This window comes from Bacillus paramycoides (assembly GCF_038971285.1).
In the GTDB taxonomy this organism is placed as follows: Bacteria; Bacillota; Bacilli; order Bacillales; family Bacillaceae_G; genus Bacillus_A.
On sequence record NZ_CP152427.1, the window covers coordinates 3,587,401 to 3,602,874 of the forward strand.

Annotated in this window: 11 protein-coding genes; 4 read left to right on the plus strand and 7 right to left on the minus strand. The window is 32.0% G+C overall.

The features are described 5' to 3' along the window. Nucleotides 1-28: 28 nt before the first annotated feature. The 6 genes from bshB2 to AAG068_RS18445 form a co-directional block, all read right to left on the minus strand. Nucleotides 29-709, minus strand: coding sequence for a bacillithiol biosynthesis deacetylase BshB2 (gene bshB2 / locus AAG068_RS18420; protein WP_342719785.1), 681 nt, complete (start codon nucleotides 707-709; stop codon nucleotides 29-31). 53 nt (nucleotides 710-762) lie between these two features. Next, nucleotides 763-954 (minus strand): hypothetical protein, encoded by a 192-nt coding sequence (locus tag AAG068_RS18425; RefSeq protein ID WP_000575326.1) that lies wholly within the window; start codon nucleotides 952-954, stop codon nucleotides 763-765. Nucleotides 955-1,167: 213 nt separating this feature from the next. Next, nucleotides 1,168-1,875: a GntR family transcriptional regulator gene (locus AAG068_RS18430; protein WP_342715387.1), complete on the minus strand. Its 708-nt coding sequence runs from the start codon at nucleotides 1,873-1,875 to the stop codon at nucleotides 1,168-1,170. A 30-nt stretch (nucleotides 1,876-1,905) separates the two neighbouring features. Continuing rightward, nucleotides 1,906-3,315: a glycoside hydrolase family 1 protein gene (locus AAG068_RS18435; protein WP_342715388.1), complete on the minus strand. Its 1,410-nt coding sequence runs from the start codon at nucleotides 3,313-3,315 to the stop codon at nucleotides 1,906-1,908. A gap of 191 nt (nucleotides 3,316-3,506) precedes the next feature. Beyond that, nucleotides 3,507-4,496, minus strand: coding sequence for a phosphatidylinositol-specific phospholipase C (locus AAG068_RS18440; protein ID WP_342715389.1), 990 nt, complete (start codon nucleotides 4,494-4,496; stop codon nucleotides 3,507-3,509). Between the two features lie 177 nt (nucleotides 4,497-4,673). Continuing rightward, nucleotides 4,674-6,515, minus strand: a complete 1,842-nt coding sequence (locus tag AAG068_RS18445; protein ID WP_342715390.1) for a S8 family peptidase — start codon at nucleotides 6,513-6,515, stop codon at nucleotides 4,674-4,676. A gap of 292 nt (nucleotides 6,516-6,807) precedes the next feature. On the opposite strand from AAG068_RS18445, the gene AAG068_RS18450 reads away from it, so the two are divergent. The 3 genes from AAG068_RS18450 to AAG068_RS18460 all read left to right on the plus strand — a co-directional run bounded on the left by AAG068_RS18450 (nucleotide 6,808) and on the right by AAG068_RS18460 (nucleotide 11,566). Next, entirely contained in the window at nucleotides 6,808-7,605 is a 798-nt protein-coding gene (locus tag AAG068_RS18450; protein ID WP_342715391.1) for a cell wall hydrolase, read from the plus strand. Between the two features lie 255 nt (nucleotides 7,606-7,860). Continuing rightward, nucleotides 7,861-9,198 (plus strand): NAD(P)/FAD-dependent oxidoreductase, encoded by a 1,338-nt coding sequence (locus AAG068_RS18455; RefSeq protein ID WP_342715392.1) that lies wholly within the window; start codon nucleotides 7,861-7,863, stop codon nucleotides 9,196-9,198. 448 nt (nucleotides 9,199-9,646) lie between these two features. Next, nucleotides 9,647-11,566 carry an LTA synthase family protein gene (locus AAG068_RS18460; protein WP_342715393.1) on the plus strand — a complete coding sequence of 640 codons (1,920 nt, stop codon included), beginning with the start codon at nucleotides 9,647-9,649 and terminating at the stop codon, nucleotides 11,564-11,566. A gap of 99 nt (nucleotides 11,567-11,665) precedes the next feature. On the opposite strand, the gene AAG068_RS18465 is transcribed toward AAG068_RS18460, so the two are convergent. Continuing rightward, on the minus strand, nucleotides 11,666-14,449 hold the full coding sequence (locus AAG068_RS18465; RefSeq protein ID WP_342715394.1) for a dynamin family protein: 2,784 nt from the start codon (nucleotides 14,447-14,449) through the stop codon (nucleotides 11,666-11,668). 483 nt (nucleotides 14,450-14,932) lie between these two features. On the opposite strand from AAG068_RS18465, the gene AAG068_RS18470 reads away from it, so the two are divergent. Next, entirely contained in the window at nucleotides 14,933-15,115 is a 183-nt protein-coding gene (locus AAG068_RS18470; protein ID WP_342715395.1) for a hypothetical protein, read from the plus strand. Nucleotides 15,116-15,474: the final 359 nt, after the last annotated feature.

Genomic DNA, 15,474 nt, shown 5'->3' on the forward strand with positions numbered 1-15,474 from the left:
TTAGTCAAGTAATAATAGTATAAATCAGTCACATTTTCTTATCCTTAAATGGATATATCCAAAACGGTTCTTCTTCTAACCATTCAACTGTTTCTCGTCCGCCTTCTTCATACTCTCTTTTCAGTTCCGTTACTTTCGTCGCAAATTGAGATGCATGTGCTTGCAATGCCTCGAGCTTTTTTGGAATATATTCTTTCACTTCATTTTTAAAATGCGGAGGACCTATTTCTGCTTCATGATTATTTGAAAAAGCTACCGCATAAAATGTTGGCCTTCTATGTTCTGGAATATTAGCTAACGCCTCGGCTACTGCTTCTCCTGTTGCATCATGATCTGGATGAACAGCATATCCCGGATAAAAAGAAATGACTAACGAAGGATTCAATTCTTCTACACATTTTTGTATGACACGTCTTAACTCTCCGGGCGTTTCAAATTCAAGAGTTTTATCACGATATCCCAGCATACGTACATCTTTAATCCCTAAAATATTTGTAGCCTTCTTTAGTTCCTTCTCTCTTATAGCATATAATGATTCACGTGTTGCAAAAGGAGGATTTCCCATAGTTCTCCCCATTTCACCTAACGTTAAGCAAACATAAGTAAGAGGAACTCTTCGCTGCGCATAAGCTAAAATTGTACCTGCCACGCAATATGACTCATCATCTGGATGTGGAAAAACAATTAAAACGTGGCGTTCATTTTTTATCAAAATCATACTCCTCCATCATACACAATATTAACCTTTTTCTTTCAAAACTATTAAATCACTACCGCATACCACGTTACCCCAACAAGTAGTACAAAAAGAAGAAGAATATAAATAGTTGATAAATTTTTCACATTTCTCTTTGTGGACTTGCCGTAATTCTCCTCCACATTTCGTGCAACTAGCACGGTCCCAAACAGCGATCCAATTACAATAATAACCACTAGTGAAATTGCAAAAATCATTGTATTTTCACCTCTCTAAGGCCAGTCTATTTTAATTAAGAACTTCCCTTTCAAAACGTTAATAACATACTACCTTTCTTCTCTTATCATAATGGATGTTTGTAAAAAACGGACCAACCACTTTTATGTTTTTTTGCTCATCCACTTTAAAAATAAAAAGCAACTGATCACTTATGAACAGTTGCTTTTTCGCAGGGTTATTTATGCTAATTTTCATTTGAAATTAATTCGGTTTAAAAGTTTAGTCTTTTCATAATGAAACATTGATTGAGATAACTCGAAAATTGTTCCATTTACAAGATACACTGTATTTTCAATAAGAAGCGCCGGATCACCTTCATTCAATTCTAAAAGCTGGGCATTTTCTTTATTTACTTTTTCACAACTAATAACTTTATCGGCAAAACCAATATTTAATCGTAAATCTTCAATGAAATAACTGTATACAGAACTTAATGCTATTTCTTCATTCAAATATGGAATAATATCCTTTTTGAAATAACTTATTTCAATAGAGAATGGTTTTCCATCTACAATTCTTAAACGCTTCAAAAAATATATCCTAGTTCCAGCTTCACATTGCATCCGCTTTGCGATTTCTTCGTCCGCATCTATTACTTCAAGCTCTAACACTTTCGTTTCAATATTTTGCGAAACGAGATTTTTCGTTAATCCACGTAAACTTCCTAAATTAATATAATCTGTTACAGAAGTTTCGCGTAAAAACATGCCACTACCTTGCACTTGAAAAATATAGCCTCTATTTACAAGCTGACTAATTACTTTACGTATCGTATTACGGCTTACTTCAAATCGATTCATTAACGCTTCTTCTGTAGGTAGTTTTTTCGTTTCATTAAAAAGCCCGTCTCGAATGTTTTGCTCTAACACATCTGCAATCTGTTTATACTTTGCACTCATACACTTTCTCCTAAAATACTCTTTTATCTATTATAACTCTTCTCCTCTCGTTTCGATCACATGTTTATACCAATGAAACGAAAGTTTCTTCTTACGTTTTAAGTTATCATTATGATCGACAAAAATAAAGCCATATTGCTTTTTGTATCCATTTAACCAACTTAAAAGATCAATCACTGACCATGCATAATAACCTTTTAAATTGATCCCCTCTTCAATTGCACGCTTTATTACTTTTAAATGCTCTTCAATAAATTTAATTCTCGGAACATCTACAATTTCTCCGTCAATGATTGGATCTTCATCACCAAGTCCATTTTCCGTTACATACATCTTTATATCACCGTAACGCTCTTTCAACATATGCAATCCATCTAAGAAACCTTCGGGAGATATTTCCCATCCCCATTTCGTATATGTTTTATCATCCATTTTAACTGTTCGATAAAAACCATCAAAAGAAGGATTACCTGGAGCAAGTGTTGAGTTTTCTCGAGAATGCTCCCCGCCATTTATATCCATATCGTATCTTTCTACTCGTATTGGTTGATAATAATTTAAGCCAATAAAATCATTCTTTTCAGCATTTTGTTTAATGATTTCTAATTCTTCAACCGTCCAATTAGGAGTCCATCCTTTTTTCTTTAATTGTTGTACAACATAAGACGGATACTCACCTTTTAAAACTGGATCATAATACCAATACGTTTCATATTGATTCGCATGCTTTGCTGCCAGTATATTTTCTTTTTGACCATCCACACTATAAGCAGGTAAGAAAACATGTGTAATCCCAATTTCCCCATATTGTTTCAGCTGCTTGTACACCGCAACTGTTTTCGCATGCGCATAAAATACATAATGCGTCGCTTGAAAATACTTTGGAACATCATTTTGTATTCCTGGTGGATGTGCACCTTTTAAATAACCTAATCCACAAAACATTACTGTCTCATTAAAAGTAATCCAATGTTTAACTCTATCACCAAATGCCTTAAAACAAATTTCTGCGTATTTTACGAAAGCTTCTGCTGTTCGTTTATTCGTCCATCCACCATCTTTTTCTAACGGTAATGGTAAATCCCAATGATATAAAGTGACAAACGGTACAATCCCATATTTTAAACATTCATCAATTAAGTTGTTATAAAATTCGATTCCTTTTTCATTTACCTCTCCATCTCCAGTCGGCAATATTCTCGCCCAAGAAATAGAAAAACGATACGATTCTAACCCCATTTCAGCCATTAAGCGAACATCTTCCTTATATCGATGATAATGATCAACAGCTACATCACCATTTGTTCCATTGTATGTTTTGCCAGGAATTTTTGAAAACTCATCCCAATTCGTAACACCTTTTCCATCTTCATTCCATGCACCTTCTACTTGGTAAGAAGCTGAAGCAGCTCCGAATAAAAAATCATGTGAAAACTTCATAGTATATACCTCCATTTCATTACAACAAATCAAATTCATTCATACATATAAAATTTATAGGTACAAATTTTATATGTATGATTATATCGTATGTTTTTATTTTTTTCTATCATGAAAGTATGATATCCAATGTTGGTTTTTGAAAAACAAAAAGAAGCGACGTATTTTATCGCTTCTTACTCTCATCATCTTTATTCTTTTATAAGTGACTCATTCGCTCTTATAACTTCTTGATACAGCAATGGTGACCACTTTTCATTTATATAATCTTGAATAATCCAGCCTACTCTTGTAGGGTTCTTTTGTTTTATATGGTTTGCAATTTCAGAATTTATATAAGAGGCATAGTAATATGGACTATTCCATGTTGTACCACCAGAAGACAAGCTTGTAAAATTAATATATAGATGATTTAAATCCTCACTATTGTTCATCGTTTCATTTATCGTATCTTTAATAGATTTTACTTTCTCATCATAACTCACTTTATATTTATCTTGTACTGTTACATGTACAGTTTGATTTACAGTTGTCGTAAACGTCTCATTATCTGGCCAATAAAAATTATTATACCCTCCAGATTCATTACTACCATTATATCTTTTTAGTAGTACAATTTTCCCACGAGATTCTCCAAGTTTTATATTTTCTTCTGTTTTTAAAAAGATAGGATCCACAAAATAATTTTTTTCAAACGTACTACTAAATGAACCTTCTGCCCCTTTCATATCCTCATACTCTTTTTTTAAAGACATAATAATTGTTTCACTTGGATTATCTTTTAAAAATTGTTTCGCTTCGCTTATGAATTCATGCAATGTTACATAAAGATATAATGGCCCATGATGAAGAACTATCGTATTATCATCTGTTAAACGTCCTCTTATATCAAAAATACGAGCTCCATGATCCATTTGGTAACGAAAATCATATTCTTGCGTCATTCCCCATACTTGCTTAATTGGATTTTGTAATTTGAACGTACCACTATCATGTGTTCCCGGAATTGAAATTCGTGCCAATGGGATGTTATCAGGTATAGGTTGCATCCATTTTGACCAATTTCCAAGCTCATTAACAGGGCTAGCTGCAACGACTCGCTTATCATGTAAAGCAAATACAGATGTGCTAAATATTATAATACATATGAATAATTTCAAAATAAAATTATTATTGCTCACTATTATTCCTCCTTTTTCTGTTTTATATCAAACTTATTGAATATAATATAAGCTAGTTCATAAAAAATAAATAACATTTTATCAATATGAAATATTGCATAGAAGTAAAGTTAAAAAATCATTCACATATACTAAATTAGAAACATTTAAAGGAACTTCATCTGAAGTTCCTTTCGTTTATTTTATGTTCAATACATATGAACCATCTTTATTCTCATACTTATAGACATATAAATAATATTTACCTGGCTTTGCATTATAAGTTCCTTTAACTACACTCCCTTCATTTTCACCATATGCTACATAGTTGTTTAAATCTGATTCATGATGAAGTACCCATGTCATTCCAATGTTTTGTTCATTTAATAAAGAAATATTAATATTTTCTGGTGAGTCAATTTGGAAAGTAAATACATCCACCTTATCACGATTATCTAGTTTTCCTTTCATTGGTGTATGAAAGGAGACTTTATTTGCCTGTCTAGGTTCATTATTTGGTTCATTTTCTGTTACTTGTAACTCATTCCCACCGTTCGGTTCTCTTCGTTCATACCCTAAATCTACTAGTATAGACTTCAAATCTGGTAAAACACCAATTTTATCTGAATATGGATCTTTAGATTTTGTTCCTGTGTTGTGGTTGCTTAATATTGCTCTTAGTTCACTCGGTCTATATGGTTGTCCTAAATTTTCTTTAGCAATGCTTTGTACTAAAGTCGCTGCTCCGGCAATAATAGGCGAAGCACTCGACGTGCCACTAAATCTAGATGTATAAAGATTTACAGCACTTCGACTTTGCTCAGCTGTAGTTGTATCTACGTTTTCTCCCCAGCCATACACATCAATACGGCTTCCATAATTCGAAAACCACATACGCTCATGAGGGAAAGATGAAGAGCCTGCTCCTACCATAATTGCACCTGAATCTTTAAAATCTTTACTATTACGATTTAAAATTTGTTTACCATTTCTATCTTTAAATTGATCTAAATCATTCCAACCATTTGCTCCAGCTTCTATAATGACAACACCTTTATCTGTACCAGCACGAATCGCATCAAAGATATCTGGTTGTATTTCAACAGGTAAATATTTATCACCATATCCATCAAAGGAAGCTTGTGCCTCTAATAATAAAACATCCCCAGCTTCTAACTGATTTACAGCACTTAATATTGCATCAGCTGTATTATACTGTCCGTTATCTCTTATTTGAGAAATCACTTTCGCTTTCGCTTTTGGCGCAATCCCAATATTCCCAACCTCATTATCCTCAGAGGATACAATCCCTAGTACAGACGTTCCATGTCCAACATGCTGATCTATATTTCTTCCAGACATTAATTCAATATTTTGATGTACTAAATCCTCATGATTTAATAGCCATCCATATTCCATATCAACAAAGGTTATATCACTTCCATTACCACCTTGGACTCCCCAGGCAAAAGGCGCATTAATACCGTATGGTGCCGCATCAAGGTAACCTTGTTTTTTATATCTAGGATTGTTATTAGGAATAAGAGCTACACTTGATGGTTGCACTTCCGGTGGCGTTATTTTTTCTTGTTTCTTCATATACACATCTTCTATTAAAGAAGATGTCTTTAACCTATCTACTAGTTCTTCTTTCTGCTCACCATTTTGAGTTTGAAGAATGTAGTAGTTTAATAAACTTGTAGATACATTATTGGGTGCTTTCACTTCAAGGTTTTGTATTTCTTCTGGACTTACAGATGTGAATAAACGAGTGAATGTTACATTTGGATATTCTATCAAAAGATCTTCTAGTACTTTATCACTTGCTTGAGCTTGTATCTGTTTTTCAATACCATCTTCATATGGTAATTTCAAATCCGCATTGAATTTTACAATGATTTGCTTATCTGTTTCTTGTTCTATCTCTAATTTACTCTGCTGTTCTATAGAATCAGCATGTACACTATTGACAGTGCCTCCTGTTCCTAAAAGTGTTGTAATGATTACAGTTGACGCACACATTTTTTGAAATATTTTCATTACATCAATCCTCCTATTAATAATTAATAATCATTATATTTGTCTATAATTATTATATTTATATAATGTATTCCCTTTCTACTAAATAGATTATAGTAATCAGAAATATGAACTTCAATGTATTTTCATATGCAATATTTCATATTCGGACTCTACACTACATGAATAAGAAACTTATAGTGATTATTCATTTTATATGTGCTAATATACTTACATTAATATATTACGCATATACACATCTAAAACTACATTACTTAACAGTTTAACCTTATTTTTCCTAGGAGGATTTACAATGAAATTATTAAAAATAAAACAAATACTCCCTTTATCTGCAGCTGTAATTACATTCGTATGTCATCAAAGTACAGCTGAAGCATCTACCATTCATACAGTAAAAAAGAATGATACACTTTGGGGCATTAGTAAACAATACGGGGTTTCAATACAATCCATTAAACAGGCTAATAATAAAGGCAACGATCGAACTTTTATTGGTGAACAGTTACATATTCCAGGGTCCACGAATTCAAATGAAATCACCGTTCGTCAAAACACTAAACCTGCGAAGATTTCTGGACAAATTATTTATCAAGTACAACAGGGAGATTCATTAGAAACGATAGCAAAGCGTTACAATGTTACCGTTCAATCTATAAAACAAATTAACAATACAATCGGAAACAAGCTTTATACAGGACAACATTTAAAAATTAACTCAAGCATTTCAGAAAAAGAAAAAGACTTAATGGCACGCTTAGTTACCGCTGAAGCCGGTGGCGAATCCTATAAAGGTAAAGTAGCTGTAGCAAAAGTTATACTAAATCGTGTAAACGCAAAAGGTTTTCCAAATACAATAACAGGTGTTATTTATGAACCTATTAAACACGGCTATGCATTTACTCCTGTTACAGATGGAAGAATTAATCAGCCTGCAAGCCCAGAAGCAAAAATGGCAGTAGAAGAAGCTATATCCACAAATGGAATACATTCTGATTGGCTTTATTTTTACAATCCAAAAACATCAACAGACAAATGGATTACGACACGTCAAACAGTAGCAGTAATTGGTAACCACGCGTTTGCTAAATAAGAGTTGAAATCATTAACAGACCTCTTTACTTAAAAGGTCTGTTTTTTATATGTAAGAATTTATTAATCATATGACATAGTGTTCTTTAAAAACTATTCCTTCCGACATTTGTATTTACTCCATCACTCTGAGAAATTAAAAAAGTATCAAGTTCAAAAACTACCTCTTTATTAATAAAAGCTATTTCTTAACTTCATAAAATTGATATACACTAGAGAAATAAAAAACAAACTATTCGTTAGCAGGTGAAAGAATATGTATGATGTTACAATTATCGGCGCTGGAGTAAGTAGCATTTTTATGGCTTATTCACTAGCTAAAAGTAACAAAAAGGTTTTAATTCTTGATAAAGGGAAAGCTCTACAAGATCGCCATTGCCCTTTAGACGAAGGAAAAGCGTGTACTTGTACTACATGTGATAAATATTTTGGGTTTGGCGGGTTAGGAAAATCTGAAGGGAAATTTAATTATACAAACGGATTTGGCGGCGAACTTGAGCAAAAAGTCGGTAAAGAGGACTTTATACAACTTATGGCTGAAGTAGATGAAATTCTATGTCAGTTCGGAGGAAGTTCTGTTTCGAAATATTCTACAGAAAATCCAACTCTCAATAAGAGAGCTGAATTGTGTGGTTTACAAATGCTAACAACCGAAGTACGGCATCTTGGCACTACGCTTTCAAGTGACATTTTTCAGCAGCTCTACGAATTTTTACTTACGAAAATAAATATACAATTTCATATAGATGTACATCATATTATGAAACAGAAAGATCATTTTACAATAGAGACAAATGAAGGAACCATTCAATCTAAGCAACTAGTATTCGCAACTGGACGTTCCGGAGCGGATTGGTTAAAAGAACTGTGCACTTCTCTAAATATTTCTCAGGAACAAACTCGAGTAGATTTAGGTATTAGAGTAGAGATGAACGAACACCAATTACGTTCTATATTAAAAGATACATTTGAGACTAAACTTTCTTATGAGCATGAACACTTCACAGCAACTACGTACTGTATGAATCCAAAAGGACGTATTATTAGAAAGTACGAAGAAGGTTTAGTTATGCCTGACGGTCAAAATTTTCGAGAGAAAAGAACTGGCACAACTAACTTAAATTTCACTTTATTTATCCCGTGCTATTTTTCAACTCTCAAAGAAGCAAATATATACGCAAGTTCAATTATTAAAAACATTAACCAAGGAAGAGATCGGATTGTTATTCAGCGCTTAGAGGACTTACTAAATGAACAGCCTACAACAGAGACCGACATAAAACATAACCGTATACATCCTACACTACAAGGAGATTATGGCGATTTGCATACAGAAATTCCTCCATTATATATTGAAGGGCTTAAAGGGTTTTTATTACGCTTAGAACAACTTATCCAAGAACCGATTGATAAAGATACTTTGTTATATGGAATTGACGGAAAGTTCTATGCTCCTACGATAAAAATCAATAACCATTTTGAAACAAGTGTGCATGGACTATTTTTAGTTGGAGATTGTTCCGGTGTCACTCATTCATTATCCCAAGCTGCTGCAAGTGGCTTGTACGTTGGAAAATATTTATCTCATATTTAATTTCCTTCATTAAGATTGCAATTAAATATTTTAACTTCCATAGTAATAACTTACTAACGATTCCCCTACCAGGAATCGGGATTTTACGAGATACATATTTCATATAGCTATGTATTCAAAACTGTTGACATTCAATTCCAACAAATTGAATGTCAACAGTTTTAAAAGCCTCTATTTATTTCCCCTTTCATTTGTTCGATATTTTGTAACATCATCATAGTGTTTAATATGTTAGGATGTCTATAAGTATTTTTTACTACAACTATGACTTTTTCTGTTCTGTTTCTAAAAAATAGATTTACGCTTTAAAATTCCCCATTGTACGTATATGAATACTTCATATTATTACCTTTAGAAAACATAAGCTAAATGGTTCATCACACTCCAATAGTTATAAAAACATAATATATAACAAAGGTTAAATAAAATGTATAAAGAAGGTGTAAAAATGAAAAATAAAATTAATTTACAAATGCAAAATTTAAGCTTTGTTTTAATAATTGCTTTAGCAGTATGGTTAAAAACATATCTTATTACAAGATTCAGTTTTGATTTAAAAATTGAGTCTTCTACACAAGAGCTTATTTTATTTATTAGCCCACTCGCTGCATCATTAGCTTTTGTCGGATTAGCATTATTTGCAACCGGTGAAAAGAGAAATTATATAGCGCTATGTATAAATTTCTTATTAACAATCGTACTCGTTGGGAATGTCATGTTCTATGATTTTTATAGCGATTTCGTTACGTTACCAGTACTTGGACAAACATCAAACTTTGGCCAATTAGGCGGCAGTATTATAGAAATATTGAACTACAAAATTATACTCGCATTTGTAGACATTATTTTCTTCTTTATTTTGTTAAAGAAGAAGGCACTCGTCTTCCAAACAGGACGTGTAACTCATCCGGCACGCTTGTTATATTTTCTCTTAACAATTGGTGTATTTTTTGCGAATCTACATCTTGCAGAAAAAGAACGACCTGAACTATTAACGAGATCATTCGACCGAGTCATGCTCGTTAAAAATTTAGGACTATACACTCATCAAGTATATGATTTAACACTGCAAGTAAAAGCAGGATCACAAAAGGCACTTGCTGATAGTAGTAAATTACAAGAAACTGAAAACTACGTAAAGGCAAACCAAAGTGAGCCGAATCCTAATAGGTTTGGTGCAGCGAAAGGAAAAAATGTAATTGTCGTTACTCTTGAATCCCTGCAAACCTTCTTAATAGGCGCATCAGTTAACGGGCAAGAAGTTACACCATTCTTGAATGAATTCATAAATGAAAGTTATTACTTTGATAACTTTTTCCACCAAACTGGGCAAGGAAAAACGTCCGATTCTGAATTTCTAATCGATACGTCGTTGTATCCATTAAATCGAGGAGCTGTATTTTTCACACACGGTAACAATGATTATACTGCGACTCCAGAAATTTTACGTCAACAAGGTTATTTCACTTCTGTATTCCATGCGAATAACGCAACATTTTGGAATCGTAATATCATGTACTCTGCCCTTGGTTATGATCGTTACTATAACGAACTTGATTATAAAATTACGCCCGAAACAAATTTAAATTGGGGATTAAAAGATATCGAATACTTTGATCAATCAGTAGATATATTAAAAACTGTTGATCAACCATTTTACGCTCGTTTCCTTACGTTAACGAACCATTTTCCATTTACGTATGATGAAGATACAAAATTCATTGAACCATACAACTCTGGTAATGGTGTATTTGATCGCTATATCGTAACGGCACGTTACTTAGATGAATCAATTAAAAAGTTTATTGAGCGTTTAAAAGCCGAGGGAATGTATGATGATTCTATTATTGTGTTATACGGTGATCATTATGGTATTTCTGAAAAACATAATCGTGCAATGGCACAGTTTTTAGAAAAAGATCAAATAACAGAATTTGACACTTTAAATTTACAACGTACACCTTTATATATTCATATCCCTGAACAAACAGAAGGTCAAACGATTTCAAAGCCTACGGGACAAATCGATATGAAACCTACTATTCTAAATTTATTAGGAATTGATACTACGAACGATATTCGTTTTGGTCATGATATGTTTTCAGATGAATATACCGGTTTTGTCGTTTTACGTGACGGTAGCTTTATTACAGACAAGTATGCATACAAAAACAACACTTTCTATGACCGCATAACAGGTAAAATTGTAGATTTACCAAAAAAAGAAGCACAAGCACTCATTAACCGTGCACAAAATGAATTACGAATGTCTGACAAAATTATTGAAGGCGACTTATTACGTTTCTCAGAAAGTAATAAAATGAAAACTGGCGAAGTACAAACTAAAATTAAAGAAACTGAAAAATAATGTAAATATGAAAAGGGAGCAACTTATTACAGTTGCTCCCTTTTGCTCTCTTATAACATAAGATGCAATTTCATATGAAAAACCTCATATATTTTACTTTTATTCTACGCTTGTTTCTAAAGTTACATCTGTATAGGCATGATCATCACCTATATTTAAAATTACTTCACATTGACGTAATCTCAATTCAAAGAGCATGATAGAATCATGATAAACTTCAGGATTTGATTTCATTTTATGTAACATCTCTTGTTTTTCTTGTATTTCTAATTGCGTATTTTCTACAGCTTGTTTCAAGGAGTTAAATGGATTCCTAAAGAATATATTTATATCCCGCTCTTGCGTGTTTTCAAACAGCTCAAATTGCAAGAAAAATTTCTTCATAATAGAAGCCGTTACCTCGGTATAATCTTCATTTTCTACATATTGCTTGTATTTATTATATAGCATAGCTTTGTTTTTAGGAAGAACTCCAAATAATTTACCGGCACTTTTCAGTAAAAATTGCGCTGGCGTAAATCGACGTAAAATATTTATTTCATCCATTTGTATTCTAGTCGTCATTCTGTCCGTATCTCTGCGCCAGTCATCAAGCACTTTAAAATCACATGCTAACTGTATTCGATTTTCTCCAAATAAAGAATTAAGTCCTTCACTAAGTTCTTCTAGATATGATTGACTTTGAAGAAGCTCATTATTAGAAGCTTCAATCCAATTTTGCATAGAAAGAGCAAGATTAGGTAATACCGTTTGTTCTAAATATTTATGCACTCTCTCATTCATTGCTTTATTTAGTTCCGTATCAATGTGCCCGAAATCACTTTCTTCACTAATTAAATTAGAGCAACTCTGTAATATCTTCGGAATATTTTCAGTAAGATCATTCGTAATTTCCATTTTCATTGTACGATATGACTGTGTAATGAAATGAATTTTTTCCTTCTCAAAAGCAGTAAGGTTATTAATGCTACCATTTAGTTTCACTAGCATATCTTCATTCCAATTAATCGCATCCACTAGATTATTTTCTTTCTCAACACGTTTATCCAAAAGATATGTAATTGTTTTTCGAATGAAAAACAACAGCTTTTCAGTACGTTCTGCATCAATATTTTTATGATAAAAGTTAAAATGAATAAACTCAGTTAACTCATTTAATTGTTGACTACTTGTATATAACGAAGAGTAAGGGAAAATTCTCGCATGTGGGAAATATGTATTTATTCTCGCTTGCGTATCAGATAATACTCTTTTCACTTCTGCTTCACTGTATATGTTATCGATTTTATTTAATAAGAAATGAATTTGTAAATTTGGTGTATGTTCTTGAATGCTTAATAGACTGTCACGTTCTTTGTCAGTAAAAGGTGAATCCGCATTCAATACGAATAGTAATTCATCTACAGAATTTAAATATTCGAATATATCATCTCTAGTATCGTTATTCCTATTAAAGCCAGGTGTAACTACAAATGTAAGTTTATTTTTACTTAAAAATCTGCATGGTAATTTAAATTCAACACATGCTCTATCTCTATATGTTTGATGGTGTTGAGACATCATATTATGATAATCAGAGATATCTTCCGTTGTTGTAATTGCAGAGTCTGTTATGGCGTTAATTTCTGTATGAGCATCATTTTTTAAAACTACTACATTTGAAATTGATTTTTCTACTATATTTTCTCCTAATATCGAGTTAATGAATGTAGTTTTTCCGTTCCCTGAAGTTCCTGTTACTAAAATGCGAGTTGTGCTTAAATCTGCGAGTTCGCCAACTAACCATCTAAATCGGTGACCCATTTCTATATTATGATTTTGCGCCCACTCTGTAATAGATTCAAAAAGATGCAAACTATACTCTAAGCCATTCACATGATTAATAGAATATAACAACAGGCTTTCCGCATGTTTTATATTTACTGAATCTATTTTGGATGGGAAGATTTCATCCCATGCCAATACAGCGGCAGATGGAAATACAGCATAAGGTGGATTGACTACCTTTAACCAATTTGTTAACAAGTTCGGAATGATATCATCCAATTGTTTAAGCATATATTGACCTTGAATTAATTCAAAATACGTTTCTTCGTAAAGAGAAGAAATTTTGTCCCATATATCGGACGACTCTATTTCAATATGTAAGAAAAATTCATTTATTGTGTTAAGCCACAATAAATAATTTTGTTCATTTTTATAACTATTCCAAAGTGATGAAACCATTTGCGTAAATTGTACTTGATCTACATTATTTAACGTAACTAATACTTCATAGAAATAATCTGGTGAAATATGTTTAGTAAATCTTTTATCGATATATCCTTTTAAAACCTCAAACCACGGATAAGATTCTGTTCGGATTAACTCATTCACAGCAAGCTCTACTGCACTATCAAAATCTTGCTGCTCCTCATAAAAAGAACGGGCAATTTTTGTTACATTTGGATAATCCGGATTTAAAGAAACTGCTTCTTTAATAACAGCGAAAGCGGAGTCAAAATTATTTTGCTCTATGTAAAGAGAAAGTAATTGTAGTCTAATTTCTGTCATCAATATTATATTATCAGTAGTAATGGAAGTATAAACATTTTCAGCAACTGGTAATTGATTAAGCTCGAAATAAGCATCCGCAATATTTTTTTGTGCCCATGGTGTTAATTCATTATTAACTTTCTCCCATTTAAAAATAGCTGCTTCAAAATCTTGATGGCGATAATAAAATTCACCTTGTGCAAAACGAATATAAGATCCATCAGAAATCTCATTTCTTTCTTCGTTTACATAAACTTCTCCAAGCACGTCAAGCGGTGGTTTTGTTTCATTCTCCATTAGGAATGTTTCATAATACATCTTTTTTATTAATTGTTTTTCTACTCTCATCTTTTCCCCCACTATATCTTGAAAATACATTTTTAAGATATGTCAATACTTTTTGTATGTATGCTTTTTATCTTAACAAAGAATATCTTTTGGAAAATTTCATTTTCCTTTCATTTTTCAAGTAAGATTGAATTTTTATGAGAAAAGTTTCAGTTTTTTTTCAATTCCCTTTCAGTTATGAAACAGCATTAAATGTTCCTAATAACCTAATAACACTATAATCTCCCCCATTATATTATCAGGAAAACCCTATATGAATCACATTATAAAAACAATCTATAACGAATATATATGCAATACTTCCTTCAATAATCAATAAAAGAAGGCATTTTCATATATTTCTCATATTGTTTTCCTTTGAAATATTTCAGTAGTTACGTAATTTAATTCGATTAACCTATATAAATAACTAGTCCCAAAAAAATCCATATGCATATCATGTTATAGTAAAGAATTCAGGAAATCCTAAAAGGAGGCATTTTTATGTTTGAAGATAAATCTAAAATAAACTACCCATATGAATTTACTGAAACTACAACAATCCCCCTAAAAAACCCCATCAATAAAAATTTCAAAAACGGCTCTGGTACACATACTTTCCCAATTAAAAAACACTATAAAGAACAGGTGTTATATACGGAAAAAATTAATAATAAAAACAAATAACCTGATAGGCTCTTAAGCAATTAATCAAATAAAAATCTATATTAGACCTTGCATAGTTATAGGTAATAAATAAATCTTTCTTATACAATTCATGTACTTTTAAAAAGTGCTGATATACAGCGCTTTTTTATACATAGATAATGGAAGAACAAAAAAGGTATGGATAGTTTCCATACCTTTTTTATTCTTTACTATTTATAAATGGCGTACGTCCATGTTTATTTCACCTAATAGCACTTTAATGACCTTCTAGAAGTCATTGGATTGTATTTATATAATACCTTGAATATTTTATGTCTATTTATTTCTTAAGGGATATTTATTCGGGTTACTTATTAGATTATCAATTATATACCTTC